The sequence below is a fragment of the Rhodoblastus sp. 17X3 genome, from assembly GCF_030056575.1.
Classification (GTDB): domain Bacteria; phylum Pseudomonadota; class Alphaproteobacteria; order Rhizobiales; family Beijerinckiaceae; genus Rhodoblastus.
Genome location: NZ_JASHHX010000001.1, coordinates 173,530 through 200,504, shown reverse-complemented (window position 1 = coordinate 200,504; position 26,975 = coordinate 173,530). Strand labels below are relative to the sequence as shown.

Sequence of the window (26,975 nt, the reverse complement as noted above, 5' to 3'; positions counted from 1 at the left end):
TTGCACCGCAATGAACGAGGCCTCCATGTCCCCCGGCGCGCCAACACCGAGCAAAGCCCTGGCGGCCCGCCTCGCCCTGTTTTTCGGCCTGTGGCTGATGATCGCAGGCTGGACGGCCAAGGATCTCCCCGTCGGGCTCGTCACGGCCGCTGGCGCGGTCTGGATCAGCCTGTGGCTCTTGCCGCCCGGCGACGCCAGTCTGCGCACAGCCCCCCTCGCCGCCCTCGTCCTGCGCTTCCTGCGCGGCTCCATTTTCGCGGGCTTCGACGTCGCCCGCCGCGCATTGGCGCCGCGTCTCGATCTCAATCCCGGTTTCGTCGCCTGCCCGCTGACGCTTCCGCCCGGCGAATCCCGCAACGCCTTCTGCCTCTATCAAAGCCTCCAGCCGGGAACCCTGCCCACGGGGGCCGAGAGCGGAGTTCTGCAGGTTCACGCTCTTGACATGTCCCAGCCGGTCGCGGCCAATCTCGCGGCGGACGAGGCCTTGTTCAAACAGGCGACCGGCCATGAATGAGCCGCTGCTCGCGGCGGCGGGCCTCATCATTCTCACCGTGGCCATCGGCCTCATCCGCATTTTGCGCGGCCCCGACGACGTCGACCGGCTGATGGCGGTTCAGCTGCTCGGCACCGGCGGAATCGCGGCGCTGCTGCTGACCGCCTACGCCACCGGCGTCCCCGGCGTCGACGACGTCGCGCTCGGACTCGCCCTTCTCGCCGCCTTCGCCACCATGGCCTTCGTCAATCTGCTCGAAACTGATGACGACGAGACCGAGTTGGGAGAGACCGAACCATGATCGCGCTGGTCGATCTTTTCAGCCTCGCCGCGATCGGCGCCGGCGTGTTCTTCTTTTTCGCGGGGACGGTCGGGCTGCTGCGCTTTCCCGATTCCCTCACCCGGCTGCATGCGCTCGCCAAGGCCGACAATCTCGGGCTCGGGCTGGTCGCGCTCGGCCTGCTGCCGCGCGCCGATACGGCCCTCGCCGCCCTGAAGCTCATCGTCATCTGGGCGCTGGTGCTGCTCTCCGGCGCCTCGACGGCGCAATTGATCGGCCGCGCCTTGCGTCGAGGCCGCAAATGAGCGTCCTTCCCTTTCTCGACGTCGCCCTCGCCCTGCTGATCGTCGGCCTCGCTGTCTGGACCATCGCCGCGCGGGTCCTGTTCGCCTCGGTCGTCGGCTATGTCGCCTACGGGCTGCTGCTCGCGCTGGTCTGGGTGCGGCTTTACGCGCCCGACGTCGCCCTGACGGAAGCCGCCGTTGGCAGCGGCGTCACCGGCGTCCTGCTGATCACGGCAGGCAAGCGCCTTGGCGCGGCCCGCGCCGGCGAGGCCGGACCTGCGCCGGGGCTTGCGCAGAAACTCTTCGCCGGCGCGCTGGCCCTGCTTGTGGCCGGGGCGCTGGCGGCGGTCATCCTCATCCTGCCCGATCCCGCCCCGAGTCTTGCGCCCCAAGCCGCCGCAGCCGCGGACGGCCCCGGCGCGGGCCTTGGCAATCCCATCACCGCCGTGCTGATCTCCTATCGCTCCTTCGACACCATGCTGGAGAAGGTCGTGCTGATCCTGGCGGTGCTCGGCGTCTGGTCGGTCGGCGCGGACAAGGCCTGGGGCGCGGCGCCAGCGCCGCTTGGCCAGCGCAATCCCTATGGCGCCTCCGTCTTTCTCGCCCAGATGCTCGCCCCAGTCGGCGCCGTGATCGGCGTCCATATCTTCTGGGTCGGCGCCGACGCGCCCGGCGGCGCCTTTCAGGGCGGCGCCCTGCTCGCGGCCATGTGGATGATCGCGATGATGGCGCGGATCACCGAACCGCCGCGCATCGACGCGCGCCGGCTGCGGCTGGCGCTGGTCGCCGGCCCCGCCGTGTTCCTCATCGCGGGGCTGGCCGGCCCCCTCATGGCGGGAAGCTTCTTCGCCTTTCCGCACGCCTTCGCCAAGCCGATCATCCTGTTCATCGAGGCTTTCATGCTGCTGTCCATCGCGGTCGCCCTGCCGGCGCTGGTCGCCGGCCCGCCGAGCGGGAGGTCCGAATGAGCCCCTGGGTTCTCGCGGGGCTGGTCGGAGCGGCGCTGGTCGGCCTCGGCCTCTACGGCCTGATCCTGCATCCGCATCCCCTGCGCAAATTGCTCGCCTTCAACCTCATCGGCAGCGGCGTCTTCCTGGTCTTCGGCATTGTCGCGCGGCGCGGCGCCGCCGCCGGCTTTTCGTTCGATCCGATCCCGCAGGCCATGGTCATCACCGGCATCGTCGTCGCCTTCGCCGCCAGCGCGCTCGCCGTCGCCCTGATTTTGCGCCTTCACGCCGAAAGCGGGCGCGTCACGCTCGATCCTGAAGCCTGGACCAAGCCGGACGATGGAGCCGCGAAATCGTGATGGCGCCGGACCCCACCACGCCGGGCGGCTCTCTGCTCGTTCTCGCGATCCTGCTGCCCTGCGCCGGCATCATCCTGTCCTTCGTGCTGGGCGGCCGCAACGCCGAGCGCGTCGCGCTGGGCCTCACGCCATTTGGATTCGCCCTCGCCTGCGCCATCGCCTTCCATGTCGCCAGCGCGGGAAAGCCCGTCGTCTACGCCCTTGGCGGACTGGCGCCGCCGCTCGGCATCGCCCTGCGCGCGGATGGCGTGTCGGCGGTCATGCTGGTTGCGGCGGCCGTGATCCTGACGGCGGCGTCCTTCTACGCCCGCGCCAAATTCGCCACGCCCGAGGGCGCCCCCGAAAGCCGCATCGCGCTGACCTTCTGGATCATGCTGCAGGCGATCTGGGCGGCGCTGACCATCATTTTTGTCGGCGGCGACCTGTTCAATCTCTATGTCGCGCTGGAGCTGCTGACCTTCGCCGCCGTGCCCCTGGTCTGCATCGACGGCCGCCCGGAAACGCTCGCCGCCGCCCTGCGTTACCTGCTTTTCGCGCTGTTCGGCTCGATCTCCTATCTGCTCGGCGTCGCCTTGTTTTACGGCGCCTATGGCACGCTCGACATTCCGCTGCTGGCGCAGAAGGTTCAGTCGACGCCCATCGTCTGGATGGCCGCCGCTTTGATGACCGGCGGCCTGCTCGCCAAGACGGCCCTGTTCCCGCTCCATCTCTGGCTGCCGCCCGCCCACGCCAATGCGCCCGCCGCCGCCAGCGCCGTGCTTTCCGGCCTTGTCGTCAAAGGCTCGTTCTTCCTGACGCTGCGGCTGTGGTTCTATGTCCTGCCTGCGCTGCCCGCGGCGGGGGCCGCCAATATCCTCGGCGCGCTCGGCTCCGCGGCGATCATTGTCGGCAGCGTGCTCGCCTTGCGACAAGCGCGGCTGAAGCTGCTGATCGCCTATTCGACCGTGGCGCAGATCGGCTATCTGTTCCTGGTTTTTCCGCTCGCGATGGGCGCGCATGTCTGGAGCGACATCGGCTGGAGCGCGGGCGTGATGCAGATCCTCGCCCATGCCTTCGCCAAGGCGGCGATGTTCCTTTCGGCCGGGCTGCTCGCCGAGGCGCTCGGCCATGACCAGATCGCCCGCCTTGGGGGCGCCGCGCGCGCCCTGCCGATGACCTTCCTGACTTTGGGCCTCGGCGGGTTGTCGCTGATGGGCCTGCCGCCGAGCGGCGGCTTCAGCGCCAAATGGCTGATGCTTCAGGCCTCCGTCGCCTCCGGCCAATGGGTCTGGACGCTGCCGGTGCTGGCGGGCGGGCTGCTGGCGGCGGGCTATGTCTATCGCATCCTCACGCCCGCCTTGTCGGAAGGCGACATCGTGCTGAAAGCGCCCCCCAAACGCAGCCGCGAGGCGATCGCCCTTGGCCTCGCATTGATCGCGCTGGCGCTGGGCTTCGCGCCGCAAGGCTTTTTCGACCTGCTTGAAATCGGCCGTCCGCTGGCGGCGGGGACGCTGCGATGAGCCATCTTTCCTCGGCGCTCCTTGTCGCCACCCTGGCCGCGCCGCTGGCGCTGCTCGCCGCCTGTTTCGTCAAGAGCTGGCGTCCGTGCGCGCTGGCCCTGCAATGGCTGGCGCCCGCGCCCGGCCTCGCCGCCGGCGTGCTGGGCGTGACCGCCGCGCCGGGCTCCTTCGACCTTCCCGGTCTCGGCTTCACCCTGCGCCTCGATCCGCCCGGCGCGCTTCTGCTCGCCGTCGCGGCGCTGCTGTGGATCGTCGTCACCGCCGCAGTCTGGCGCGAGCGCGCGCCGGACGAACGTTTCGGACTCTGCTGGCTGCTGACCATGACCGGTAGCCTCGGCGTGTTCATCGCCGGTGATCTCGTCTCCTTCTATCTCGTCTATGCCCTGGTCAGCATCCCGGCCTATGGCCTGTTCGCCTTCTCGGACGACGCCGAAAAGAAGCGCGCCGGCGCGATCTACATGGCCTTCGCCATTTTCGGCGAGGCGCTGCTGCTGCTCGGTTTCGCGGCGCTCGCGGCGGGCGAGCCGCATGGGAGTTCGCGTATTGCCGACGTCATGGCGGCCTTGCCCGCCTCGCCGTGGCGCGACGTCATTCTGGCGCTGATCGTCGCCGGTTTCGGCATGAAAATGGGCCTGATCCCCTTCAATGGCTGGATGCCGCTGAATTACGCGGCTGCGCCAATCCCTGCCGCCGCCGTGCTCAGCGGCGCGGGCGTCAAGGCCGGCGTGATCGGACTGATCCGCTTCCTGCCGCTCGGCGTCCCCTTGCAAGGCTGGGGCGAGGCCCTGGCGGCGCTGGGGTTCCTGACCGCCTTTTACGGCGTGCTCCTCGGCCTGACGCAGCAAAACCCGAAGACCATCCTGGCCTATTCCAGCATCAGCCAGATGGGCGTCATCGCGGCCGCGCTCGGCATGGCGCTCGGCGCCGGGGATGTTTCGGCGTCCGGCGATGTCGCCTTTTATGCAGCCAATCATCTGCTGGTGAAAGCCGCCCTGTTCCTGACCATCGGCGCGCTCGCCGCGCGCGGAGCCCCACTTTCTGGCGCTCCTCTCGGCGGCTGGACTCTCGCCCTGGCCGCCGCGCTCGCGCTGAGCCTCGCCGGCCTGCCCTTCACCGGCGGCGCCTTGGCCAAGCTGGCGTCGAAGGCGCAATTCGCCAGCGGATGGGCTGCGAGTCTCGCCACGCTGTCTTCGATCGGCACGGCCCTGCTGATGACCCATTTCGTGGCGCGCCTCGATGCGCCGCCGCCCGACGCCGCGCGGGAATGTCCTCTGGCTCTGGTCCGGTTCTGGCCGGCGGTCGCGCTCGGCGCGATCCTGCTGCCCTGGTTGTTCTATCCGGCCTTCGGCGACGTTTCCGAAGCGCTGGGGCTTGCCAAATTCTGGGAAGGGCTATGGCCCGTGCTGATCGGCGTCGGCCTGGCGCTTGGCCTGCGGCGTCTTGGGCTGCGGCGCCTCGGCTGGCCCGCGCCCCGTGTGCCGGCGGGCGACAGCATCGTCCTGTTTGAGGGGGCCTTTGCCCGTTTGCTGGCCCTCGGCCCGGGTTTCGAAACGCTCGACGCTCGCCTGCGGCAATGGCCGGCGGCGGGCGTCTCCTTGCTCTTGATCGTTCTCGCCCTGCTGGCGGCGGGCGTTTTAGGCTAACGCCTTTTCCGGCTCCTTGACCCGCAGGAAGATCACGTAAAGCGCGGGCAGGACGATCAGCGTCAGCATCGTCGCGACGAACAGACCGCCCATGATGGCGAAGGCCATCGGCCCCCAGAACACCGTCGGCGCAATCGGGATGAAGCCGAGCACGGTCGAGATCGCGGTGAGCATGATCGGCCGGAAGCGGGAGACGGCGCCCTCGACGATCGCATCCCAAAGCTCGCGGCCCTGCGCGCGCTCGGCCTCGATCTGCTCGATGAGAATGACGGCGTTGCGCGCGATCATGCCCATCAGGGCCAGAATGCCGAGAATGGCGACGAAGCCGAGCGGACGGCCCGACAGCAGCAGGGCCCCGACAATGCCGATCAGCCCCATCGGCACGAGGCTGAGCACCATGGCGAGACGGCTGAAACTATGCAGCTGCGCCATCAGGAACAGCAACATCAGGAACAGCATCAGCGGCACCATGGCGTAAACCGAGGCCTGCGAATGGGCGCTTTCCTCGACCGTGCCGCCGACGGCGATGCGATAGCCCTTCGGCAGGCTGGCCTGGAGCTTTTCCAGAGCGGGCGCCAGAGCGGCTACGGCGCCTTCGGGCGTAGCGCTGGGCGCGACATCGGCCTGCACCGTCAGGGTCGGCACGCGATCGCGTCGCCAGACCAGCGGAAATTCCTGATCGTAGTCGAAGCGGGCGATCTGGCTCAGGGGCACGGTGCGGCCGCTCGGCAACGGAACCTGCAGGCTCTGCAAGGTGTCGAGCGAAACGCGCTGCTCGTCCTGCGCCCGGGTGACAATATCGACCAGATAGATGTCGTCGCGCACCTGGGTGATCGGCGCGCCGGTCATCACGGTGTTCAGGAAAGCCGAAAGCGCCTGCGAGCTGAGCCCCAGCAGACGGGCCTGATCCTGGTCGATCTCAACCCGAACCTTGCGCGCCGGCTCCATCCAGTCGAAATTCACCCGGCGCAGATGGTTGTCAGAACCGAGCAGCGAACCAAGCTGCAGGGCGATTTCCCGCACCTGGCCGATATCGGGGCCGCTGACGCGGTATTGCACCGGCCAGCCGACGGGCGGGCCAAGCTCCAGCGGCGAGACGCGGGAGACGACGCCAGGGAAGTCCTCTGCCAACTTCTTCTCCAGCGTCGCGTGCAAGCGATCACGCGCGGAAACATCCTTGGCGATGACCACCGCCTGGGCGAAGAAGTCGTTGGCGAGCTGGACATTGAGCGGCAGATAGAAGCGGATCGCGCCGCGCCCGACATAGGTGCTCCAGCTGGCGACGTCCGGATTGTCCTTGAGCGCGGCGTCGAGCTTGGCCGCGACCTGGTCGCTGGCGAAGATCGAGGCGTTTTGCGGCAAGGTGAGATCGACCACCAGCTCGGGCCGGTCGGAGGCCGGGAAGAACTGCCGCGGCACCAGAGGCAAGGCGAGCAGCGAGCCGACGAAAAAGGCGAGTGTGATCGTAATGGTGATCCAGCGATGGCGCATGGCCGTCAGCAGAATCGAGCGGAACCCCTCCATGATCCGGCTGGGCTTTTCCTCTGTCTTCTTTTCCGGAGCCTTGAGCAGCCAGACGCCGAGCAAGGGCGCGAACAGCACCGCGACAAACCAGGAAACGATCAGCGCGATGGAGACCACGGCGAAGATCGAAAAGGTATATTCGCCGGCCGAGGACCTGGCGAAGCCGATCGGCACGAAGCCCGCCGCCGTGATGAAAGAGCCCGTAAGCATGGGAAAGGCGAGCGAATCGTAAGCGACGGTCGCGGCCTTTTCCTTGCTGTCGCCCGCCGCCATGCGGGAGATCATCACATCGACCGTGGTCATGGCGTCGTCGACCAGCAGGCCGAGCGCGATGATCAAGGCGCCGAGCGAAATGCGCTGCAAATCGATCCCGATGAATTCCATGATCGGGAAGATGATCGCCACCGTCAGCGGGATCGAGAGGGCGACCACGGCGCCGGGGCGGAAGCCAAGGCTGACGATGGAGCAGGCCATGATGATCGCGATGGCCTGCCAGAGCGATTCCATGAACTCGCCGATGGCGTTCTTGACGACCACGGGCTGGTCGGACACCAGAGCGACGTCAATGCCGACCGGCAGATCGGCCATGCCGGCGTCGATCGCCTTTTTCACATTCTCGCCCAGCGCGAGAATGTCGCCGCCGTCGCGCATGGCGATGGCGAGGCCAAGCGCCGGCTTGCCATTCACGCGGAACAGGGGCTGCGGCGGATCTACCAGAATGCGGCGCACTTCGGCGATGTCGCGCAAGCGGATCAGGCGTCCGTTGGAGAGAAAATTGACGTCGAGCAGGTCGTTCTCGGAGCGGAAGGCGCCGGTGACGCGGAGCGACAGCTTCTCGTCGCCGGTCTGGATTTCGCCAGCGGGAAGCACCGCGTTCTGGGCCTGCAGCGCGGCGACCAGGGCGGCGCGGTCGATCCCCATGCCAGCCAGCTTGCTGGTCGAGAATTCGACATAGATCTGCTCGTCCTGAGCGCCGAGGATCTCGATCTTGGAGACGTCGGGAACCTGCAGCAGCTTCGAACGCATCGCCTCGACATGATCGCGCAGCTCGCGATGGCTGAAGCCATTGTCGGCGGTGAAGGCGTAGATCAGGCCGTAGGTGTCGCCGAAATCGTCGTTGAAGCCGGGGCCGACCACGCCCTGCGGCAGGGTCCGCCGCATGTCGCCGACCTTCTTGCGCACCTGATACCAGATGTCCGGCACTTCCTTGGCGGAGGTTGAGCCCTTGAGATTGACGAAAATCGTGGTGAGGCCGGGGCTGGTGTAAGAGCGCAGGTAATCGAGACCCTTGGTCTCCTGCAATTTGCGCTCGATCCGCTCGGTCACCTGAGTCAGCGTGTCGTCCAGCGTCGCGCCCGGCCAGGCCGCCTGCACGATCATGGTGCGGAAGGTGAAGGCGGGATCCTCGCTGCGGCCGAGGCGGAAATAGGACGACAGGCCGGCGACCACGATCGCGATCATCGCGAAAATGATGAAGGATCGGTGCTTGAGGGCCCAGTCGGAGAGATTGGGACCGATCATGACTGCGCTCCGAGCAGCCGGACCTTCTGGCCGGGATGCAGCGCCTGAACGCCCGCAGTCACGACGATCTCGCCACCGTCGAGCCCGCCCGAAATCACCACTGTTCCGGGATCGAAGCGCAATACCTCGACCTGCTTCAGCGCGACGGTCAGGCCGGCGGGATCGACCACCCAGACGGCCGGGCCGCCCTGCGTCGAGGTCAAGGCGCTGGCGGGCAGCGTCAGGCCATGGCCGTGATCGACCTCCAGCCGTCCGGACACGGTCGCGCCGAGGCGCATCGCCGCCGGCGGATCATTGACCGCGACGCGGACCTTGAAGGTGCGGGTGACGGGATCGGCTTGCGGATCGATCTGCCGGACCCGGCCCTTGGCGACGACGCTGGGGTCGTCGGTCAGGGCGATGGCCACATCGGAATCCGGCGGCGCGGTGCGCAACACCTGCGCGGGAACATCGAACACCGCATCCCAGCCCGTATCGCGCGCGACCGTATAGACCATCTGCCCGGCCTGCACGACTTCGCCTGATTCCGCCGCACGGCGGGTGATTGTGCCGGTCACGCCGGCCTTGAGCTCGGTATAGCCGACGCGATCCTCGGCGATCTCGACTTGCGCCTTGGCGTCGTCCACGGCGGCCTGCGCGGTGCGCAAGGCCTGCTGCGCCTGCTCGAAATTGGCGCGCGTCGTCCAGCCCTGACGCAACAGGGTCTGCTGGCGGTCGAAATGATTGGAATCCTGCTCGAGCCGACCCTTGGCCGAGGAAAGCGCGGCCCGCGCCGAGCGCAGCGTGTTGAGTTCGTTCTGCGGGTCCAGCCTGGCCACGACCTGGTCCGGCGCGACGCGCGCGCCGACATCGACCGAACGCTCGATGATTCGCCCGGAAATTCGAAAGGCCAGCGCAACTTCCTTTTCAGCCAGGATCTGCCCGGTGAGGACGATGGTCTGGCCGAGGCCGCCCTTCTCGACCACGACTGTGCGGACGGGGCGCGGCGGCGGCGCTTCCTCCGCCGTTTCGCGCTTGCAGCCCGAAACGAGAAGGACAAGAGCGGGCGCGGCCGCGATCAGGAGACGGGAAAACCGCCGGGACAGCGAGGGAGAGCCGGAAGAAGACAAGATTCGAACCCCGTTTTAGCGGATTCAGGATAAGGCCGCGGGCGCCTTCAGAAAGAACCGACAAGCGAGCCAAGCACGATCACCACCACCAGCGCAATGATGGCGCCGAGAATGCCGACCATGAAAATGTCCTTGTAGCTCGCGCCATGGCTTGAGCCGCAGACGGACAGCAGCGTGACCACCGCGCCATTATGCGGCAGGCTGTCGAGCGTGCCCGAGCCGATCACGGCGACGCGGTGCAGCAGCGCCGGATCCATGCCGATCTGGGCCGCGCGCTGGAGATAGGTCGCGCCGAGCGCGTCGAGCGCGATGGTCAGGCCGCCCGAAGCCGATCCGGTGAGCGCGGCGAGCGTGTTGGTCGCCACCGCCAGCGACACCAATGGGCCGCCGCCAATGCCGAGCACCGCGTCGCGCACCACGCTGAAGGCGGGCAAAGCGGCGACGACGGCGCCGAAGCCGACCAGGCTGGCGACGCTGATCGCCGGCAGCGCCGAGGCGTTGACGCCCGCGTCCATGGTGGCGCGCAGATTGGGAATGCGCCGCCAGTTGAGGGCGAGAACAGTCAGGATCGCCAGGGTCAGGGCGGTCAGCACCGACCATACGCCGGTGACGGCGGCGGGCGAGACCCCGCCCCATTCGGGCTTGGAGAGGAAGCTCAGGTCGAGGCGCGGCAGCACGATCAGCGAAAGGACGACATTGACGAGAATGACGACCACGATCGGCGCGGCGGCGACCGCGAAGGACGGACGCGTCCTGGCGATCTCGCCATGGGCGATTTCAGCCGGGTCGAACTCGTGCGAGGCGGTGGCGCGCTCGCGCAGGGTCTCATCCTTGGCGATATCGCCCGCGGTTTTGGTCGCGCCGTCGCCGAAGCCCTCGCCGCGGGCGTGCGCCGCCGCCTCCTCGCGCGCCAGCCACCACAGGCCGAAGCCTAGCATGATGGCCGAGGCGATGATCCCGAGGCCTGGCGCCGCGAAGGGCGTCGTGCCGAAGAAGGGCATGGGAATGGTGTTCTGGATCGAGGGCGTGCCCGGCATGGCCGACATGGTGAAGGTCGAGGTGCCAAGCATGATCGCCGCAGGCATCAGCCGGCGCGGAATGCCCGCCACGCGGAACAGGTCCTGCGCCATCGGCGCGATCACGAAAAAGGCGACGAACAGGCTGACGCCGCCATAGGTGACCACCGCGCCGCCGAGCACCACCGCCAGAATGGCGCGCTTGGTCCCGAGCTTTTCCGTCATATAATCGGCGATCGCCGAGACCGAGCCGGTGTCCTCCATCAGCTTGCCGAACAAGGCGCCAAGCAGGAAGAGCGGGAAGAACTGCGCGAGGAACCCCGAAGCGCTGCGCATAAAAGTCTGGGTCCAGTGCGCCAGCAGCGGTTCGCTGGAAAAGAAGGCCGCCACGATCGCCGCGATTGGCGCCAGCAGCAACACGCTCCAGCCCCGAAAGGCGAGCCAGATCAGAAGGCCGAGGCCGACGAGAATGCCAAGAAGGCCGATGAGGATGGGCAGGCTCAAGATCAGCACTCCGCGAGAAGAACGTCGAGATCGGCGGTGGCGCGTTTTCCGAGGTCGTCGCCATGCTCCGCGAGGAAGCCCTCCGCCGTCTTGCGGCCCTCGTCCTTGAGCAATTGCAGGAAGGCGCCTTCGGCGTTGAGCTTGGAAGTCGCGCCGAATTCCGCGAGCTTGTCGGTCACGATGCGATGAGGACGCATTTCCGCCCAGCGGCGGCCCTCACCCGTGCCCGGATCGGCCGCCTGCCGCAGCAGCGCGATCATGCGCAGCTCCTTCAGCAGCGGCGCATTGAAGGAAATTTCGTTGAGGCGATCGAGAATTTCGCTGGCGGTGCGCGGCGTCTGGCGGCGCTCGCGCGGATTGATCTGCACCAGAATCACGTCAGTGGCCTCGCTCTCGCGGACCAGAGGCGAAATGGTGGGGTTGCCCGCATAGCCGCCGTCCCAATAGGGCTCGCCGTCGATTTCGATCGCCTGGAACATGGTCGGCAGGCAGGCGGAGGCGAGCAGCACCTCCGGCGTGATTTCCTTGTTGCGGAAAATCCGCCCGCGCCCGGTGTGGACATTGGTCGCGGTGATGAACAGCTTGATCGGCGCCTCATTGAGATGGGCGAAATCAATGCTTTCCTCGAGCAGCCCACGGATCGGATTATGCCCCATCGGATTGAGACTATAGGGCGACACCAGCCGGCTCATCAGGTCCAGCATGATATAGCCGGGGGAGGTGTCGAGCGACCAGCGGTTCATCAGGCGGTCGAGCGGCGAGCGCTGGATCGGGCTGAAGCGGGCGGCGTCCGCGACGCGGGCCCAATAGGCGTCCAGCGCCTTGCGGGCGCCCGCCGCCCCATCCTGCATATAGCCGCTGACCAACACCGCGGCGTTCATCGCGCCCGCCGAGGTCCCGGAAATGGCTTCAATCTTCAACCAGGGCTCTTCGAGCAGCCGGTCCAGAACGCCCCAGGTGAAGGCCCCGTGCGAGCCGCCGCCCTGCAAGGCGAGATCAACGAGGACGGTTTCCCGCCTGGCTTCGACCTGACTTCCGGATTTAACTGCCATGCAAGCCCCAATGCCAAAATAAAAAAATTATCTACTTACCGACCCCGTACGGGACCGATCCGATGACTTTCGCAGAGGCCCGCCGCATGTGTGCAACGCACCAAACTGCCTCAACTTTTCGCAGTCGCCGCCGTTTCCGTCAACCGGAAACCCCATCCCGCCTGCATCCAGGGCCGTTTGATGTGGATACTGTGGGTCCGGGCGTCTGGCGACCGGACTTTGTCATAACAATCCGTAAATAGATGGATGCTATGAGCTGAATCCAGCTTCCGGAAAAGCGCCGGAAGGGGGCGTCAGTTCGCGCACCCTGTTTCCCTTTCTGGATTCTGCTTAGGCCGCATCGCTCCTTCGCCGCCCGCTCCGCCGGCCTTCCGGCGCTTCAATACGCCGGCGACTGGGCATTTTACTGAATCGAACGTCAAGAAATGACCGCAGTGAGCCGAGATCTTGCCTTGTTCGACTTCGACGGCGCGCTGTCCCGCCGCGATAGTCTGCTGCCCTTTCTGCGGGAAGCGATCGGTCCGCTGGCTCTGGGCCGCGCGCTGGCGGCAAGCTCGCCCTGGCTCGCCGGCAACGCCCTCCGCCTGACCCGGGACGATAACGCCAAAGAGCGCCTGCTGGCCGCCGCCCTCGGCGGACGCCATATTGACGATCTCCGCGCCCTCGGGGCGACATTCGCGCAGGACGGCGTCCCGCGCCTGTTGCGGGAAACCATGATGACAGAGGTCCGGCGGCGGCGCGACGAGGGCAGGCTCTGCATTCTGGTCGGCGCCGCGCTCGACCTCTATCTCGAGCCCTGGGCCAGTCGCGAAGGCTTCGACCATGTGATCTGCTCGCGGCTCGCCCTCGACGCCGACAGCCGGGCCACCGGCGCGCTGGCCGGCGGCGATTGCCAGGGCCAGGAAAAGGTCAGGCGAATCTACGCGTGGCTTTCCGCCCAGGGCGCGATCGGCCGGGGCGGAATCGGACATTGCGTCGCCTATGGCCGCTCCGCCGCCGACGCGCCGATGCTGGATATGGCCGACGAAGCTTTTTGGGTGGACGGCGCGGGAGCCCCGAAAGCCGCGCCAAAATCGCCAGCCTCCGCCGCCTGATCGGCGGGCCGGAGCGGCAGGCTTCAATCTTTCATTTTGGATACGGCCCGTTAACCCGGCCGCGCGCTTTCGATTAAACTCCCCCGAATTCTTTCGCGCTAGAACAGTCGAGCGAGGCCGACGCGCGACGAAGGCGTGAGCCGCCAGAAATTTCAGGGAGAAATGATTATGGGCAAACTGATTTCGAGCTTCCTCGGCAATGAGTCCGGAGCGACCGCCGTAGAATATGGGCTGATCGCCTCCTTCATCGCCCTTGTCGTCATCACCGGGCTGAAGACCGTCGGAACCAATCTCAACGCCAAATTCAGCTCGGTCTCCAACGGCCTGAACTAAGCCTCACCGGGCCCTCTGGAAGCCTGGCGGCTCAAGCGCGGTGCGCAGGACCGTCAGCGTCCGTTCGATATGATCCATGGTGAGCTGGCACGCGAGCTCGGTATTGCGGGCGAGCGTGGCGTCGAAAATGGCGCGGTGCTCGGCGTGGACGTCGCGGGGGACCGTGCGTTTTGCCAGCGCGATGCGGCGGTAACGCTCGGATTGCTGAAAGAGCAGGCCGATCATGTGATGCAGCCAGCGCGACGGGCAGGCGGCGATCAGCGCGTGATGAAATTCGCGATTGCGCGCTTCGAATTCGCTCAATGGCGCCGCGGGGTCTTCCGCGAGACGCTCCTCGACCTTGGACAGCCGGTAAAACGTGGCGACGATCTGGCTTTCCCAGGCCTCGTCGCCAACCGCGATCGCCTGCCGCAACGCCTCGGTTTCGATCAGCTTGCGCACCTCGGTCAGATCGCGAAAGTCCTCGAGCGACGCGGGCGCGACGCGAAAGCCGCGCTGCCCCTCGGATGTCACCAGCGCCTCGCCGAGCAGGCGCGTCAGCGCCTCGCGCATCGTGCTGCCGCTGATATTATAGCGCGCCCGCAATTCCTCCGTCCGAAGTTTTGCGCCCGGCTCATAGGCGCCGTCGAGGATCTCGCGCCGCAGGGTCGCATAGGCGCTTTCGACGAGCGTCCTGCCCGCCTTCGGAGCGATTTCCCGATCATCCTCGGTCGTCTCGATGGTCATGTCCTGTCGCCCTTGCAAACGCCCGAATCTCGGCTAGCATTCATTATAACGGTGAAATTCCAGTTTGTGGACTGTTTCAAAGAATGAGAGATATGCACAAAATATCGATAAAAATGCCCATATCATAAAAATATCGATATTCCTGTTGACTGTCGTTTTATGGCGGTCTAAAAATCGGGAAATCGAGAGCGAGGCGACGGTCAAGAGCGCCCCCCTTGAAGGACGAAGAAACGTCTCTGTGGGAGGAAACGGCATGGGCCGCCAGGATTCTGGCGTCGCGCCATCTGGCGTGCGCGTCGATGCGTCAATGCAGAAATTTGTCCGCGTCATCGGCGCCCGCCTCGACAAATATGTCGAGTTCGAGTTTTCCGTGAACGACGCCGATCTGACGGTCGAACTGATCCTGCCCTTCACGGCCTTCGACGAATTCTGCCGCCTGCAGAACGCGACCGTTCTCCCTCCCGATCCATCCGCCGCCGCCCATCTGGAGCAACTTGCCTGGCGCTCGCGTCAGCCCGGGCTTTTGCGTCGCGTCAAGAACGCCGTCGAAGACGGGCGGGAAGCGCCAGCCTCAAACCCGGCCGAGCCCGACCCGCGCGGCTAATTCCGTCATTCCTGGGAGGGAAGAAATCAATGAGCGTGCAAATCAAAACGATCGAGTACGAGCCCAAGCGCCAGACGTTCGGCCATGTCGCGCGCCGCCTGGGCGCCGACAAGCCGGCCTCGCGCTATCTCGAAGCGACGCTCGACGTCCAGCCGACGGTCAATTTTCATTACAAGCCGCAATGGGAGCCGGAGTTCTGGCATTTCGACGCGCGCAAGACTGCTGTCGTGATGGAAGACTGGTACAAGCCGCTCGATCCGCGCCAGTTCTATTACGCCACCTATAATATCGCCCGCGCCAACATGAACCAGTCGGTGGAGCGCAGCTTTGCCTTCGCGGACGAGCGCGGGCTGATCGCCAAACTGTCCGACGACGCCCGCTCGCAGATCGAGCACGGTCTGCTGCCCCTGCGCCATCTGCACTGGGGCGCGAACATGAACATGACGGAGATCTGCCAGCGGGGTTATGGCACGGCGGTCACGGCTCCCTGTATTTTCTCGGCGATGGATCATCTCGGCATGGCCCAGATCGTCAGCCGCATCGGTCTGGCGCTTGACGGTCAGACCGGCGTGAGCCTCGACATGGCCAAGGAGACCTGGCTGAACAACCCCGCCTGGCAGGGTGTGCGCAAGCTGATCGAAGACAGTTTCGTCGAGCGCGACTGGTTCCAGCTCTTTGTCGCGCAGACGCTGGCTGTGAACGGCGTCATCCTCGACCTCGTCTACAAACACGCCGATGCGGCCTGGCAGGAGGCCGGCGTCACCGTCGCCATGCTGACGGAATTCATGACCGACTGGCGCGCCGAGGAAAGCCGCTGGAGCGATTCCGTCATCAAGACGGTCGCAGCGGAAAGCCCCGAAAACAAGGCGCTGGTCTCGCAGTGGGCCAAGCTGTGGATCGACCGCGCGGTCGAGGCGGCGAAACCCTTGTCCGCGTCGCTGCTCGGCGACAATGGCGCTGTGGCGGAAGCCGCCGGCGAAGCGACGCGCAAGCGCGCCCTTTCGCTCGGCCTCGCGCTCTAGGAAACAGGACGGAGGAACGTCGCAATGGCGCAAATCGCATCGCTCACACTTTACCACAATGACGACGCCCGACCGATCATCGAAGCCATTCTCGCCGACAATCCCGGCGTGCGCGTGATGAACTTGCCCGGCTGCGTGAAGCTCGATTCCGATGGCCCGCTGGTGATCAACCGCGCCTCCGTCGAGGAGCGGCTCGGACGGACCTGGGATCCGCAGGAGATGCATCTCGTCATCATTTCGATGGCGGGCCATCTCGACGAAGACGACGACCAATTCACCGTCAGCTGGCGCCATTGAGTGGCCGGGAGGATATCATGACTGCCAAGAAACTCGGGCTGAAGCAGCGCTACGCCCATATGACCCGCGGCCTCGATTGGGAAACGACCTATCAGCCGATGGACAAGGTGTTTCCCTATGACCAGTTCGAGGGAATCAAGATCAAGGACTGGTCGGCCTGGGAGGATCCCTTCCGCCTGACCATGGACGCCTACTGGAAATTCCAGGCCGAGAAGGAGCGCAAGCTCTACGCCGTGCTCGACGCCTTCGCGCAGAACAACGGCCAGGCCAGCGTCTCCGACGGGCGCTACATCAACACGCTGAAGCTGTTCCTGACCGGCGTGTCGCCGCTCGAATATCAGGCGCATCGCGGCTTCGCCTTCACGGGCCGGCATTTGCGCGGCGCTGGTCCGCGCGTCGCGGCGCAAATGCAGTCGCTCGACGAATTGCGTCACGTCCAGACGCAGATTCACACGATCAGCCAGTACAACAAATATTTCGACGGCCTGTCCGAGTTCCCCCACATGCATGATCGCGTGTGGTATCTCTCGGTGCCGAAGAGCTTCTTCGACGACGCCCGCGCCGCCGGCCCGTTCGAATTCATGATCGCGATCGGCTTCGCCTTCGAATATGTGCTGACCAACCTGCTGTTCGTGCCCTTCATGTCGGGCGCGGCCTATAATGGCGACATGTCCACCGTCACCTTCGGCTTCTCGGCGCAGTCGGATGAGAGCCGCCACATGACGCTCGGCATCGAGGTCATCAAGTTCCTGCTCGAACAGCATCCCGACAATCTGCCGATCGTGCAGAAATGGGTCGACAAATGGTTCTGGCGCGGCTTCCGCGTCCTCGGCCTCGTCGCCATGATGATGGACTACATGCTGCCGAAGAAGGTGATGTCCTGGAAGGAAGCCTGGGAAATCTATTTCACCGAAGGCGGCGGCTCGCTGTTTCAGGACCTTGCCCGCTACGGGATCAAGGTTCCGAAATATGCCGACGTGGCGACGGAAGCCGCCGAGCATATCTCGCATCAGAACTGGGCGGTGTTCTATCAATATACCCACGCCGCGGGCTTCCACACCTGGATGCCGGACCGCGAGCATCTCGACTGGCTGTCGGAGAAATATCCCAACACCTTCGACAAATATTATCGCCCGCGCTGGGAGATGTGGGCGCAGGCGGAAAAAGAGGGCAAGCGCTTCTACAACATGGCGCTGCCGCAACTCTGCCAGGTCTGCCAGATTCCGATGGCCTATACCGAGCCGGGCGACCCGACCACGATCTGCTTCCGCGAGACGCAATTCAAGGGCGAGACGTACCATTTCTGCTCGGACGGCTGCAAAGACATCTTCGACGACGAGCCCGAGAAATACGCCCAGAGCTGGCTGCCCGTGCACCAGATCTTCCAGGGCAATTGCGGCGGCCCGACCGTGCCGGACGTGTTGAACTGGTACCGGATGAACAACGGTGCGGACAACATGGATTACGCCGGCTCTCCCGACGAAAAGCTCTGGAACGAATGGCACGCGAAAGCGGCCGAAGCAGCCGGCTGATTTCATCAAACATCGACGGCGCGGCGATCTTGGCCGCGCCTCTCAAAAGAAAAATCGGGAGTGGAACATGGCCGTCCTCACGCTTGCGCCGGGCTATGAAAGTCAGATCGAATATCGCGACGCCGAAAAGAATTTTCACGGCAATCGCCTGGTCTATGTCCATTGGGAACAGCATCTCGCCTTTTGTTCGGCGATCGCCTTTCCCCTGCCGCCGGCCATGCCGTTCGGCGCCTTTGTCGAAGCGGTGGTCAAGCCGCATTACGCCGCCCATCCGGACGCCGAAAAGATCGACTGGACGCAGGTCGTGTGGATGATCGACGGCGAGAAGAAGGTTCCGGATTTCTCGAAATCGCTTGAGGAAAACGGGCTTCGCCACAAGTCGCTGGTGCGTTTCTGGACGCCCGGCCTCGGCGGCTACAAGGGCTCCGCCAGCTAAGCCTGGGCGCGAGGGAGAGCGAAAATGTCCGCGCATCAACTCACCATCGAACCCTTGGGCGACACGATCGAGGTCGAGGAGGGCCAGACCATCCTCGACGCCTGCCTGCGCGCCGGGGTCTATCTCCCGCACGCCTGCGGCCATGGCCTGTGCGGCACCTGCAAGACCCAGGTGACGGATGGCGAAATCGATCATGGGGCGGCGTCGAATTTCGCGCTGATGGATTTCGAGCGCGAAGACGGATTCGTTCTCGCCTGCACGGCGACGCTCGTCAGCGACGTGACGATCGAGGCTGATGTCGAGGATGACCCCGACGCGCGCCGCATCAATGTGCGCGATTTCGTCGGGACCGTGGTCGGACTCGAAGATCTCACCCATGACGTCAAGGGCGTGCTGCTGGCGCTGGAAGACGGGCCGATCGATTTTCAGGCCGGGCAATATGTGAATCTCGTCCTGCCGGGCGTCGAAGGCTCGCGCGCCTTTTCGATCGCCAACGCCCCGAGCGACGGCTTGCATGTTGAATTGCAGATCCGCCGCGTGCCAGACGGCGCGGGCACCGGCTATATTCATGAAAAACTGAAGCTCGGCGAACGCCTCGCCATCAGCGGTCCCTACGGGCGCTTTCTTGTGCGCAAGTCGCGCGGCGGCCCCTTGCTGTTTCTCGCCGGCGGCACCGGCGTCTCGAGCCCGCGCGCGATGATCCTCGACCTTCTCGAAGAAGGCTATGCCGAGCCGATCACGCTCGTCCACGGCGTGCGCGCCCAGGCCGATCTCTACGGGCGCGATGAGTTCGAGGCGCTGGCCAGGGCCCATGCGAATTTCCGCTACGTTCCCGCGCTGTCGCAGGAGCCCGAGGCGAGCGACTGGCAGGGCGAGCGCGGCTTCGTCCATGACGTCGCCAAGCGGGTCCATGGCGGGATGTTCGCCGGAAACACCGCCTATCTGTGCGGTCCGCCGCCGATGATCGAAGCCTGCATCGCCACGCTGATGCAGGGCCGCCTGTTCGAAAAGCACATTTTCACCGAACGCTTCCTGACGGCGAAGGATTGCGCCGAGAAGCCGAAAAGCCCCGTGTTCAAGAGGCTGTGAGATGGCGGGCGAGAAGTTCACGATCACGCTGGAAGGACATGGCCTCGCGTCGGGCTTCCCGCATGAGCGCGTGCTGGTGGCGCTAGAGCGCGCGCAAGGGTTCGGTCAGCTGAAGGACCTGCCCCTGAAGCTGCCGGTCGGCTGCCGGCGCGGCGGATGCGGCGTCTGCCGCGTGCGCGTGACGCAGGGAGATTTTCACGCGGATCCGATGAGCCGCGCGCATGTATCGGCCGAAGAGGAAGCCTCGGGCCTTGTGCTCGCTTGCTGCATCTATCCGCGGTCAGCACTTTCGATGCGGCTGGAGACGCCGGTCGTCATCAAGGAAAAATGCCGCAAAGCGGCGCAGTTGTCTGAGGAGGAAACATCATGGCCATGACAGGCGTTCTACGTCCCGGCTTTATCCAGGTTCGTGTGCTCGACATGCCGGCGGCGGTCGAGCATTACACCAGGCGCGTCGGGTTGCATCAGGTCACCGAGGGCGCCGACGGCCGCGTCTATCTGAAATCGGCGGAAGAGTTCGATCACCATTCGATCATCCTGCGTCGCGCCGAACAGGCCGGCGTCGATTTCATCGCCTTCAAGGTGGCCGCCGATTCCGATCTCGATTCCTTCGAGAAGCGCGTCAAGGATTACGGCTACGCGGTTGACCATGTCGCCGCCGGCGAGCAGCCGGGCGTCGGCCGCCGCATCGGCTTCACCATCGCCTCCGGCCACCGCATCGAATTATTCGCCCAAGCGGAATTGTCCGATCCCAAGCCGCCGATCCACAATCCCGACATCTGGAATCTGGAGCCGCACGGCATGGCCGCGCGCCGCTTCGATCACGCGCTGTTCTATGGGCCGGAAATCGAGAAGGTTCTCGACTTCTTCACCACGGTTCTGGACTTCAAATGCGCCGAGCGCGTCGATATGCCCGACGGCCTGCTGGCAATCTGGCTGACCGCCGGCATGAAAGCGCATGACATCGCCTTCGTGAAGCATCCGGAGCCCGGCAAGCTGCACCATCTCTCATTCGATCTGGAGAACTGGCAGGCGGTCGGCCACGCGGCGGATATCATCACCCGCTACGACATCTCGATCGACATCGGCCCGACCCGCCACGGCATCACGCGCGGCCAGACGATCTATTTCTTCGACCCCTCGGGCAACCGCAACGAAGTGTTCGCGGGCGGCTACACCTATTACCCGGATCTTCCGACCCGCACCTGGGACGAAACCCAGATCGGCAAGGGCATCTTCTACTATGAGCGCCAGCTCAACCCGGCCTTCCTGTCCGTGGTGACCTGAGGACATGCGCGCCATGCAGATTGCCATCACACGTTCCTCCATCTGCGCTCATGCGGCCCATGCCGCTGTCGAAGCGGCGGTCGCCTATGGCGGCGCCATCGACAAGGCGGTGGTCGCGGCCGTGGTCGATTCGAGCGGCGATCTGGTGGCCCTGCTGCGGGCGGACGGAGCGTTCAAGCCCTCCATCGGCATCGCGCAGGACAAGGCCTATACCGCCGCCGTTTTCGGCGCCCCCACGGAGGCGCTGAGCCAGGCCTTGAGCGCAAACGCGACTTTGCATCAGGGCATAGCGCTGCGGCCGGGCGTGGTCCTGTTCGCGGGCGGCATTCCGATTGTCGTGGATGGCGCAATCATCGGCGCCATCGGCGTTTCCGGCGGTTCGGAGGACGAAGACCGGGATTGCGCGCGGGCCGGTCTGGCCGCGCTCGGTCTTTAAAGACGGCGCATTCGGCCGGGTAGAAATCCGACTGACATGGCATAAAATCGATATTTTGATTGAATAGCGATATATTCGATGGCATGAACGTCCGAGACGCTGCTGAAGCAGGGTGGACGCGCCAAAACAGCTGAAGGGAGAGAGGCATGTCGGTTCAGGCTCTGCATAAGCACGCCCGTGCGGGGGTCGATACGGCGCGACGCGACGCCGCGCATTTCATTGACGGCGTTTTCACGCAAGGGTCGACGGCTAAGAGCTGGGAGAACCGCTCGCCGCTCGACAACAGCCTGATCGGCCGCGTGCCGGAAGGCGGCCAGGCGGAGGTCGACGCGGCCGTGCGCGCGGCTCGCGCGGCGCTCGAAGGCCCCTGGGGCAAGATGACCGTGGCCCAACGCACCGATCTGCTCGCGGCGGTGGCCGACGAGATCAACGCCCGCTTCGACGAATTCCTCGCCGCCGAATGTCTCGACACCGGCAAGCCCTATGGCCTCGCCTCGCATATCGACATTCCGCGTGGCGCCGCCAATTTCAAGATGTTCGCCGACACGGTGAAGAATGTCTCGACCGAGACCTTCATCCTCGACACCCCGGACGGCAAGAGCGCGCTCAATTACGGCCTGCGCCGCCCCAAGGGCGTGATCGCCGTCATCTCGCCATGGAACCTGCCGCTGCTGCTGATGACCTGGAAGGTCGGCCCGGCGCTGGCCTGCGGCAATACCGTCATCGTCAAGCCGTCGGAAGAAACGCCGCTGACCGCGACGCTGCTCGGCGAGGTCATGAACAAGGTCGGCGTGCCCAAGGGCGTCTATAATGTCGTTCATGGCCTTGGCCCCAATTCCGCCGGCGAGTTCCTGACCCAGCATCCGCTGGTCAACGGCATCACCTTCACCGGCGAGACCCGCACCGGCGAGGCGATCATGCGCCAGGCGGCGCATGGCATCAGGCAGGTCTCCTTCGAGCTCGGCGGCAAAAATCCCGCGATCGTCTTCGCCGATTGCGATCTCGACAAGGCGATCGAAGGGACGATGCGTTCGGCCTTCGCCAATTGCGGACAGGTTTGCCTCGGCACCGAGCGCGTCTATGTCGAGCGCCCGATCTTCGACGCCTTTGTCGCGCGGCTGAAGGCCGGCGCCGAGAGCCTGAAGCTCGGTCGCCCGGAAGACCCCACAACCAATCTCGGCCCGCTGGTGAGCCAGGAGCATCGCCAGAAGGTGCTCTCCTATTACCAGAAGGCGCTTGACCAGGGCGCGACTCTGGTGACGGGCGGCGGCGTCCCGGACATGCCCGGCGACCTCGCGCAGGGCGCCTGGGTCGAGCCGACGATCTGGACCGGCCTCTCCGACGACGCCATTGTGGTCAATGAAGAGATTTTTGGCCCCTGCTGCCACATCCGCCCCTTCGACACGGAAGAAGAGGCGATCCGGCTGGCCAATTCCACGCCCTATGGTCTGGCCGCGGCGGTGTGGACCGAGAATGTCTCCCGCGCCCATCGCGTCGCGGCGAAAATGGATGTCGGCATCTGCTGGGTGAACTCCTGGTTCCTGCGCGACCTGCGCACCGCCTTCGGCGGCGCCAAGCAATCCGGCATCGGCCGCGAGGGCGGCCTGCATTCGCTGGAGTTCTACACCGAACTCACCAATGTCTGCGTCAAGCTTTGACCGCGGAAATCTGAACCCCTCAGGAAGGACGCCATTGTGTCGGACCAAGCGATAAAACAGGTCGCGGACAAGATCTTCGAAGCCCATCACAGCGGCAAGCCAAGCGCGCCGGTGCGGGATCTCCTGCCCGAAGGGGCGATCGATCAGGCCTATGCGGCGCAGGAGGTCAATACCGGTCGCTGGCTCGCCGAAGGCCGCCGTCTCGTCGGACGCAAGATCGGCCTGACCTCTCTCGCCGTGCAGAAGCAGCTCGGCGTCGCTCAGCCCGATTACGGCATGCTGTTCGACGACATGGCGATCCCCGACGGCTGGGAAATCGGGCGCAAGCAGCTGATCCAGCCCAAGGTCGAGGCGGAAGTCGCCTTCGTGCTCGAGCGCGATCTCGATCACGAACGCCTCACCGTCGCCGACGTTTTACGCGCAACGGCGTTTGCCTTGCCCGCGATCGAAATCGTGGATTCGCGCATCGCCGACTGGAAGATCGGCATTCTCGACACCATCGCCGACAACGCTTCCTCGGGCCTTTACGTCCTCGGCGCGACGCCGAAGAAACTCGAGGATCTCGATCTGCGCTCGGCCGGCATGGTGATGGAAAGCGCGGGCGAGCCGGTTTCCGTCGGCGCAGGCGCGGCCTGCCTCGGCGATCCCTTCTCCGCCATGCTGTGGCTGGCGAAGACCATGGCCCGGGTCGGGCGTCCGCTCAAGGCAGGCGACACGGTGTTGTCGGGCGCGCTCGGTCCCATGGCGCCGGTCAAATGGGGCGATGTTTTTGAAGCGCGGATCGAGGGCCTCGGCTCCGTGCGCGCAGCTTTCGCGAAGGAGTGAATGATGGCGAAAATTCCCTGCGCGATCATCGGTTCGGGCAATATCGGCACCGATCTGATGATCAAGATCATGCGCATGTCGAAAAACCTCGAAATGGGCGCGATGGTCGGCATCGATCCCAAGTCGGACGGACTGGCGCGGGCCGCGCGGCTCGGCGTCCCGGTGACCCATGAGGGCATCGACGGCCTCCGCAAGCTGCCCAATTACGGCGACATCCAGATCGTCTTCGACGCCACTTCGGCCGGCGCCCATATCCACAACAACGCCATCCTGCAGAAGGACGGCAAGAAGGTCATCGACCTGACGCCGGCGGCGATCGGACCCTTCACCATTCCGGCGATCAATGGCGACGCCAACATCGACGAGCCCAATGTCAACATGGTCACCTGCGGCGGCCAGGCGACGATCCCGATGGTTCACGCGGTGCGCCGCGCGACTGACCGGGTGATCTGGGGCGAGATCGTCGCCTCGATCTCGTCGAAATCCGCCGGCCCCGGCACGCGCGCCAATATCGACGAATTCACCGAAACCACGTCGAGCGCCATCAAGAAACTTGGCGGCGCTGAACATGGCAAGGCCATCATCATTCTCAACCCGGCCGAGCCGCCGCTGATCATGCGCGACACCGTGTTCACCTTGTCGCAGGGCGGCTCGCGCGAAGCCATCGAGCAGTCCATTCTCGACATGGTCGCCGCCGTCCAGAAATATGTGCCGGGCTACCGCCTGAAGCAGAAGGTGCAGTTCGAGAACATCGGCGACAACGCGCCGGTGCGCATTCCCGGCGTCGGCCTGTGCTCGGGCCTGAAGACCACCATCATGCTCGAGGTCGAAGGCGCGGCGCATTATTTGCCCGCCTATGCCGGCAATCTCGACATCATGACCTCCGCGGCCCTGGTCTCCGCCGACCATTGGGCCGCCAAACAGTTGCAGAAGGAGGCCGCATGATGGCCCGCGCGAATCCGAACAAGCTCTATATCCAGGACGTGACCCTGCGCGACGGCATGCATTCCATCCGTCACTCCTACAACCTCGACACGGTGCGCGCTGTCGCCCGCGCGCTGGACCGCGCCGGCGTCGACGCCATCGAAATCTGCCATGGCGACGGCATTACCGGCTCGACCTTCAATTACGGCTTCGGCGCGCATGACGACGCTGAATGGATCGCCGCCGTCGCCGGGGAATGCTCCCATGCGGCGCCCACCGTGCTGCTCATTCCGGGCATCGGCACGGTCCATGACCTGAAGCGCATGCACGAGGCCGGCGCGCGCAGCGTGCGCGTCGCCACCCATTGCACCGAGGCCGACGTCTCGCGCCAGCATATCGAGGCGGGCCGCAAGCTCGGCATGGACACGGTCGGCTTCCTGATGATGGCCCATATGATTCCGGCCGAAAAGCTGGTCGAGCAGGCGCTGCTGATGGAAAGCTATGGCGCGGAATGCGTCTATGTCACCGATTCCGCTGGCGCCTTGCTCCCGAACCAATATTCCGAACGGGTCAAGGCGGTGCGCGGCGCGCTGAAGCCCGAGACGGAAATCGGCGTCCACACCCATCACAATCTGACGCTCGGCGTGGCCAACGCTGTGGCCGGCATTGAAGCGGGCGCGGTGCGCGTCGACGCCTCGCTCGCCGGCATGGGCGCCGGCGCGGGCAACGCCCCGCTGGAGGCGCTGATCGCCGTGCTGGACCGCATGGGGATCGAAACGGGCTGCGACCTGCACATGCTGATGGACGCCGCCGACGATCTCGTGCGTCCCTTGCAGGACCGCCCGGTGCGGGTCGACCGCGAAAGCCTGTCGCTCGGCTATTCCGGCGTCTATTCGAGCTTCCTGCGCCACGCCGAAAACGCCTCGAAGATCTATGGCGTTGACGCGCGCGATATTCTCACCGAGCTTGGCAAGCGCCGGATGGTCGGCGGACAGGAAGACATGATCGTCGATGTCGCGCTGGATCTTCTGAAAGCGCGCGAAGCGGAGGCGGCGGCGCAATGATCCAGTTTGCGAAATTCGCCGAAATCGTCGACGAGGCGGCGCGCACCGCTACCGCCATCCCGCAATTCACCGCGAGCGCGCCGCTCGACGTCGATGCCGCCTACGCCATTCAGGCCCTGTCGCTGGAGCGCCGATTTTTACGCGGCGAGCGCCTGGTCGGCGTGAAGATGGGACTCACCTCCCGCGCCAAGATGATTCAGGTCGGCGTCGATGAAGTGATCTGGGGCCGTCTCACCGACGCGATGCGGCTGGAGGAAGGCGGTTCTTTGTCGAAGAAGCGCTATGTCCATCCGCGCATAGAGCCGGAACTCGCCTTCCTGATGAAGCGCGAATTGAGCGGCGAAGTTTCGGCGGCGGAAGCCCTGAGCGCGGTCGAGGCCATCGCCCCGGCGATGGAGATCATCGATTCGCGCTATGAGAATTTCAAGTTCGCCCTGCCCGACGTGATCGCCGACAATTCCTCATCGTCCGGCTTCGTCGTCGGCAACTGGGGGCGCCCGGACCAGGACTTCTGCAATCTCGGCATCGTGGTGGAAGTCGACGGCCGCGCCGTCCAGATCGGCTCGACAGCGGCGATCCTCGGCCACCCGATCCGTTCGCTGGTCGCGGCGGCGCGCGCGGCGGCCAGCATCGGCGGCCTCAAGCCCGGCTGGATCGTTCTCGCCGGAGGCGCCACCGCCGCGCATCCGCTGAGCGTCGGCCAGCATGTGCGCACGGTCATGCAGAATCTCGGTTCGGTCTCGATCAACGTCGCGGAGCAATCATGCCCATTGTCGAAATCACATTGATCGAAGGCCGCTCCGACGAGGCCAAGGAGCGGCTCCACGCCAAGGTCGCCGACGCCATTCACGAGGCGATCGACGCGCCGAAAGAGGCGATCCGCATCATCATCCGCGAAGTGCCGCCGCTGCATTTTTCCGTCGCCGGCGTGGCGAAGTCAAAAAAATAGCGCGGCTCGCCGCAGGCGGCTTCATCATCGACGGTTTTGGGAGGAACGCATGACACGACGCTCCGGAAGCTGCCTGTGCGGCAAATCGCATTTCACGCTCGACGACGATCAGCCGACCGTGGCGATTTGCCATTGCACGCATTGCCAGAAATCAACGGCCTCGGCCTTTTCGATCGTCGCGATTTCGCCGCGTGAAAAATTCACCGTCACCGGCCCGCTGAAGAAATTCGCCGACAAGGGCGACAGCAACCTCGCGGTCGACCGCTGGTTCTGCGCGGAATGCGGATCGCCGATCTGGACGGAGGCCGAGGCGATGCCCGGCGCCGCCATCGTCAAGGCCGGCTGTTTCGACGACACCAGCTGGCTCAAGCCAACCCTGCAGATCTACTGCGACTCCCGTCAGAACTGGGCGCCGCTCGCCTGCGACACCGCCAATTTCGCCAAGGCGCCGGGCTGAACCGACGACGA

Annotated in this window: 30 protein-coding genes; 25 read left to right on the top strand and 5 right to left on the bottom strand. The window is 65.3% G+C overall.

What is annotated here, in order from left to right; translation table 11 throughout:
• Nucleotides 1-10 precede the first annotated feature (10 nt).
• From QM467_RS00945 to QM467_RS00915, 7 genes are read left to right on the top strand one after another with little or no spacing between them, the layout of a single operon-like run.
• A complete protein-coding gene (locus QM467_RS00945; protein WP_283364406.1) occupies nt 11-514 on the top strand; it encodes a Na+/H+ antiporter subunit E in 504 nt (167 codons plus the stop codon).
• On the top strand, nt 507-794 hold the full coding sequence (locus tag QM467_RS00940) for a monovalent cation/H+ antiporter complex subunit F (RefSeq protein WP_283364405.1): 288 nt from the start codon (nt 507-509) through the stop codon (nt 792-794). Before QM467_RS00945 ends, QM467_RS00940 begins: the two co-directional genes overlap by 8 nt.
• Nucleotides 791-1,078, top strand: coding sequence for a monovalent cation/H(+) antiporter subunit G (locus QM467_RS00935; protein WP_283364404.1), 288 nt, complete (start codon nt 791-793; stop codon nt 1,076-1,078). The genes QM467_RS00940 and QM467_RS00935 overlap by 4 nt, the downstream gene beginning before the upstream one ends.
• Complete coding sequence (locus QM467_RS00930) at nt 1,075-2,025, top strand: hydrogenase subunit MbhD domain-containing protein (protein WP_283364403.1); 951 nt, start codon at nt 1,075-1,077, stop codon at nt 2,023-2,025. The genes QM467_RS00935 and QM467_RS00930 overlap by 4 nt, the downstream gene beginning before the upstream one ends.
• The gene (locus QM467_RS00925; RefSeq protein WP_283364402.1) at nt 2,022-2,363 is read left to right on the top strand and encodes an NADH-quinone oxidoreductase subunit K; all 342 of its coding nucleotides are present in this window, start codon (nt 2,022-2,024) and stop codon (nt 2,361-2,363) included. The genes QM467_RS00930 and QM467_RS00925 overlap by 4 nt, the downstream gene beginning before the upstream one ends.
• A complete protein-coding gene (locus tag QM467_RS00920; protein ID WP_283364401.1) occupies nt 2,363-3,862 on the top strand; it encodes a complex I subunit 5 family protein in 1,500 nt (499 codons plus the stop codon). Before QM467_RS00925 ends, QM467_RS00920 begins: the two co-directional genes overlap by 1 nt.
• Nucleotides 3,859-5,505 (top strand): proton-conducting transporter transmembrane domain-containing protein, encoded by a 1,647-nt coding sequence (locus tag QM467_RS00915; protein ID WP_283364400.1) that lies wholly within the window; start codon nt 3,859-3,861, stop codon nt 5,503-5,505. Before QM467_RS00920 ends, QM467_RS00915 begins: the two co-directional genes overlap by 4 nt.
• On the opposite strand, the gene QM467_RS00910 is transcribed toward QM467_RS00915, so the two are convergent.
• Genes QM467_RS00910 through QM467_RS00895 form a run of 4 tightly spaced genes read right to left on the bottom strand, consistent with a single transcriptional unit; the run spans nt 5,497 to nt 12,231 of the window.
• Nucleotides 5,497-8,550, bottom strand: coding sequence for an efflux RND transporter permease subunit (locus tag QM467_RS00910; protein ID WP_283364399.1), 3,054 nt, complete (start codon nt 8,548-8,550; stop codon nt 5,497-5,499). The two genes, QM467_RS00915 and QM467_RS00910, sit on opposite strands and share 9 nt — an antisense overlap.
• A complete protein-coding gene (locus QM467_RS00905) occupies nt 8,547-9,659 on the bottom strand; it encodes an efflux RND transporter periplasmic adaptor subunit (RefSeq protein ID WP_283364398.1) in 1,113 nt (370 codons plus the stop codon). Before QM467_RS00905 ends, QM467_RS00910 begins: the two co-directional genes overlap by 4 nt.
• A 47-nt stretch (nt 9,660-9,706) precedes the next feature.
• A complete protein-coding gene (locus tag QM467_RS00900; RefSeq protein WP_283364732.1) occupies nt 9,707-11,161 on the bottom strand; it encodes a GntP family permease in 1,455 nt (484 codons plus the stop codon).
• A 20-nt stretch (nt 11,162-11,181) separates the two neighbouring features.
• A complete protein-coding gene (locus tag QM467_RS00895) occupies nt 11,182-12,231 on the bottom strand; it encodes a patatin-like phospholipase family protein (RefSeq protein ID WP_283364397.1) in 1,050 nt (349 codons plus the stop codon).
• 434 nt (nt 12,232-12,665) lie between these two features.
• Here QM467_RS00895 and QM467_RS00890 point away from each other — a divergent pair, with 434 nt between their 5' ends.
• Nucleotides 12,666-13,325, top strand: a complete 660-nt coding sequence (locus QM467_RS00890) for an HAD-IB family hydrolase (RefSeq protein ID WP_283364396.1) — start codon at nt 12,666-12,668, stop codon at nt 13,323-13,325.
• Between the two features lie 168 nt (nt 13,326-13,493).
• The gene (locus QM467_RS00885; protein WP_283364395.1) at nt 13,494-13,658 is read left to right on the top strand and encodes a Flp family type IVb pilin; all 165 of its coding nucleotides are present in this window, start codon (nt 13,494-13,496) and stop codon (nt 13,656-13,658) included.
• A gap of 3 nt (nt 13,659-13,661) precedes the next feature.
• Here the strand turns inward: QM467_RS00885 and QM467_RS00880 are convergent, their stop codons facing one another.
• The gene (locus tag QM467_RS00880; RefSeq protein ID WP_283364394.1) at nt 13,662-14,384 is read right to left on the bottom strand and encodes a GntR family transcriptional regulator; all 723 of its coding nucleotides are present in this window, start codon (nt 14,382-14,384) and stop codon (nt 13,662-13,664) included.
• 253 nt (nt 14,385-14,637) lie between these two features.
• On the opposite strand from QM467_RS00880, the gene QM467_RS00875 reads away from it, so the two are divergent.
• The 16 genes from QM467_RS00875 to QM467_RS00800 all read left to right on the top strand — a co-directional run bounded on the left by QM467_RS00875 (nt 14,638) and on the right by QM467_RS00800 (nt 26,964).
• On the top strand, nt 14,638-14,988 hold the full coding sequence (locus tag QM467_RS00875; protein ID WP_283364393.1) for a phenol hydroxylase subunit: 351 nt from the start codon (nt 14,638-14,640) through the stop codon (nt 14,986-14,988).
• Between the two features lie 29 nt (nt 14,989-15,017).
• A complete protein-coding gene (locus QM467_RS00870) occupies nt 15,018-16,010 on the top strand; it encodes an aromatic/alkene monooxygenase hydroxylase subunit beta (RefSeq protein ID WP_283364392.1) in 993 nt (330 codons plus the stop codon).
• A gap of 24 nt (nt 16,011-16,034) precedes the next feature.
• Nucleotides 16,035-16,307: an MmoB/DmpM family protein gene (locus QM467_RS00865; RefSeq protein ID WP_283364391.1), complete on the top strand. Its 273-nt coding sequence runs from the start codon at nt 16,035-16,037 to the stop codon at nt 16,305-16,307.
• A gap of 17 nt (nt 16,308-16,324) precedes the next feature.
• Nucleotides 16,325-17,839 (top strand): aromatic/alkene/methane monooxygenase hydroxylase/oxygenase subunit alpha, encoded by a 1,515-nt coding sequence (locus QM467_RS00860; RefSeq protein ID WP_283364390.1) that lies wholly within the window; start codon nt 16,325-16,327, stop codon nt 17,837-17,839.
• A gap of 67 nt (nt 17,840-17,906) precedes the next feature.
• Nucleotides 17,907-18,275 carry a phenol hydroxylase subunit P4 gene (locus QM467_RS00855; RefSeq protein WP_283364389.1) on the top strand — a complete coding sequence of 123 codons (369 nt, stop codon included), beginning with the start codon at nt 17,907-17,909 and terminating at the stop codon, nt 18,273-18,275.
• Between the two features lie 24 nt (nt 18,276-18,299).
• Nucleotides 18,300-19,364 carry an NADH:ubiquinone reductase (Na(+)-transporting) subunit F gene (locus QM467_RS00850; RefSeq protein WP_283364388.1) on the top strand — a complete coding sequence of 355 codons (1,065 nt, stop codon included), beginning with the start codon at nt 18,300-18,302 and terminating at the stop codon, nt 19,362-19,364.
• Nucleotide 19,365: 1 nt separating this feature from the next.
• Complete coding sequence (locus QM467_RS00845; RefSeq protein ID WP_283364387.1) at nt 19,366-19,740, top strand: 2Fe-2S iron-sulfur cluster-binding protein; 375 nt, start codon at nt 19,366-19,368, stop codon at nt 19,738-19,740.
• On the top strand, nt 19,731-20,651 hold the full coding sequence (locus QM467_RS00840) for a catechol 2,3-dioxygenase (RefSeq protein ID WP_283364386.1): 921 nt from the start codon (nt 19,731-19,733) through the stop codon (nt 20,649-20,651). The genes QM467_RS00845 and QM467_RS00840 overlap by 10 nt, the downstream gene beginning before the upstream one ends.
• A 13-nt stretch (nt 20,652-20,664) precedes the next feature.
• Nucleotides 20,665-21,087: a GlcG/HbpS family heme-binding protein gene (locus QM467_RS00835; protein WP_283364385.1), complete on the top strand. Its 423-nt coding sequence runs from the start codon at nt 20,665-20,667 to the stop codon at nt 21,085-21,087.
• A gap of 146 nt (nt 21,088-21,233) precedes the next feature.
• Nucleotides 21,234-22,745 carry a 2-hydroxymuconic semialdehyde dehydrogenase gene (locus QM467_RS00830; protein ID WP_283364384.1) on the top strand — a complete coding sequence of 504 codons (1,512 nt, stop codon included), beginning with the start codon at nt 21,234-21,236 and terminating at the stop codon, nt 22,743-22,745.
• Between the two features lie 36 nt (nt 22,746-22,781).
• Nucleotides 22,782-23,570, top strand: coding sequence for a 2-keto-4-pentenoate hydratase (locus QM467_RS00825; RefSeq protein ID WP_283364383.1), 789 nt, complete (start codon nt 22,782-22,784; stop codon nt 23,568-23,570).
• A 3-nt stretch (nt 23,571-23,573) separates the two neighbouring features.
• Complete coding sequence (locus tag QM467_RS00820; RefSeq protein ID WP_446737707.1) at nt 23,574-24,515, top strand: acetaldehyde dehydrogenase (acetylating); 942 nt, start codon at nt 23,574-23,576, stop codon at nt 24,513-24,515.
• Nucleotides 24,515-25,558 carry a 4-hydroxy-2-oxovalerate aldolase gene (gene dmpG, locus QM467_RS00815; protein WP_283364381.1) on the top strand — a complete coding sequence of 348 codons (1,044 nt, stop codon included), beginning with the start codon at nt 24,515-24,517 and terminating at the stop codon, nt 25,556-25,558. The genes QM467_RS00820 and dmpG overlap by 1 nt, the downstream gene beginning before the upstream one ends.
• Entirely contained in the window at nt 25,555-26,346 is a 792-nt protein-coding gene (locus QM467_RS00810) for a 2-keto-4-pentenoate hydratase (RefSeq protein WP_283364380.1), read from the top strand. Before dmpG ends, QM467_RS00810 begins: the two co-directional genes overlap by 4 nt.
• Entirely contained in the window at nt 26,322-26,507 is a 186-nt protein-coding gene (locus QM467_RS00805; protein WP_283364379.1) for a 2-hydroxymuconate tautomerase, read from the top strand. Before QM467_RS00810 ends, QM467_RS00805 begins: the two co-directional genes overlap by 25 nt.
• Before the next feature lie 49 nt (nt 26,508-26,556).
• Entirely contained in the window at nt 26,557-26,964 is a 408-nt protein-coding gene (locus tag QM467_RS00800) for a GFA family protein (protein WP_283364378.1), read from the top strand.
• Nucleotides 26,965-26,975 lie beyond the last annotated feature (11 nt).

Coding starts and splice junctions, on each gene's coding strand:
- QM467_RS00945 (WP_283364406.1), top strand. CDS start 11: ATGAACGAGGCCTCCATGTCCCCCGGCGCGCCAACACCGAGCAAAGCC.
- QM467_RS00940 (WP_283364405.1), top strand. CDS start 507: ATGAATGAGCCGCTGCTCGCGGCGGCGGGCCTCATCATTCTCACCGTG.
- QM467_RS00935 (WP_283364404.1), top strand. CDS start 791: ATGATCGCGCTGGTCGATCTTTTCAGCCTCGCCGCGATCGGCGCCGGC.
- QM467_RS00930 (WP_283364403.1), top strand. CDS start 1,075: ATGAGCGTCCTTCCCTTTCTCGACGTCGCCCTCGCCCTGCTGATCGTC.
- QM467_RS00925 (WP_283364402.1), top strand. CDS start 2,022: ATGAGCCCCTGGGTTCTCGCGGGGCTGGTCGGAGCGGCGCTGGTCGGC.
- QM467_RS00920 (WP_283364401.1), top strand. CDS start 2,363: ATGGCGCCGGACCCCACCACGCCGGGCGGCTCTCTGCTCGTTCTCGCG.
- QM467_RS00915 (WP_283364400.1), top strand. CDS start 3,859: ATGAGCCATCTTTCCTCGGCGCTCCTTGTCGCCACCCTGGCCGCGCCG.
- QM467_RS00910 (WP_283364399.1), bottom strand. CDS start 8,550: ATGATCGGTCCCAATCTCTCCGACTGGGCCCTCAAGCACCGATCCTTC.
- QM467_RS00895 (WP_283364397.1), bottom strand. CDS start 12,231: ATGGCAGTTAAATCCGGAAGTCAGGTCGAAGCCAGGCGGGAAACCGTC.
- QM467_RS00885 (WP_283364395.1), top strand. CDS start 13,494: ATGGGCAAACTGATTTCGAGCTTCCTCGGCAATGAGTCCGGAGCGACC.
- QM467_RS00880 (WP_283364394.1), bottom strand. CDS start 14,384: ATGACCATCGAGACGACCGAGGATGATCGGGAAATCGCTCCGAAGGCG.
- QM467_RS00875 (WP_283364393.1), top strand. CDS start 14,638: ATGGGCCGCCAGGATTCTGGCGTCGCGCCATCTGGCGTGCGCGTCGAT.
- QM467_RS00870 (WP_283364392.1), top strand. CDS start 15,018: ATGAGCGTGCAAATCAAAACGATCGAGTACGAGCCCAAGCGCCAGACG.
- QM467_RS00865 (WP_283364391.1), top strand. CDS start 16,035: ATGGCGCAAATCGCATCGCTCACACTTTACCACAATGACGACGCCCGA.
- QM467_RS00860 (WP_283364390.1), top strand. CDS start 16,325: ATGACTGCCAAGAAACTCGGGCTGAAGCAGCGCTACGCCCATATGACC.
- QM467_RS00855 (WP_283364389.1), top strand. CDS start 17,907: ATGGCCGTCCTCACGCTTGCGCCGGGCTATGAAAGTCAGATCGAATAT.
- QM467_RS00850 (WP_283364388.1), top strand. CDS start 18,300: ATGTCCGCGCATCAACTCACCATCGAACCCTTGGGCGACACGATCGAG.
- QM467_RS00845 (WP_283364387.1), top strand. CDS start 19,366: ATGGCGGGCGAGAAGTTCACGATCACGCTGGAAGGACATGGCCTCGCG.
- QM467_RS00840 (WP_283364386.1), top strand. CDS start 19,731: ATGGCCATGACAGGCGTTCTACGTCCCGGCTTTATCCAGGTTCGTGTG.
- QM467_RS00835 (WP_283364385.1), top strand. CDS start 20,665: ATGCAGATTGCCATCACACGTTCCTCCATCTGCGCTCATGCGGCCCAT.
- QM467_RS00830 (WP_283364384.1), top strand. CDS start 21,234: ATGTCGGTTCAGGCTCTGCATAAGCACGCCCGTGCGGGGGTCGATACG.
- QM467_RS00820 (WP_446737707.1), top strand. CDS start 23,574: ATGGCGAAAATTCCCTGCGCGATCATCGGTTCGGGCAATATCGGCACC.
- dmpG (WP_283364381.1), top strand. CDS start 24,515: ATGGCCCGCGCGAATCCGAACAAGCTCTATATCCAGGACGTGACCCTG.
- QM467_RS00810 (WP_283364380.1), top strand. CDS start 25,555: ATGATCCAGTTTGCGAAATTCGCCGAAATCGTCGACGAGGCGGCGCGC.
- QM467_RS00805 (WP_283364379.1), top strand. CDS start 26,322: ATGCCCATTGTCGAAATCACATTGATCGAAGGCCGCTCCGACGAGGCC.
- QM467_RS00800 (WP_283364378.1), top strand. CDS start 26,557: ATGACACGACGCTCCGGAAGCTGCCTGTGCGGCAAATCGCATTTCACG.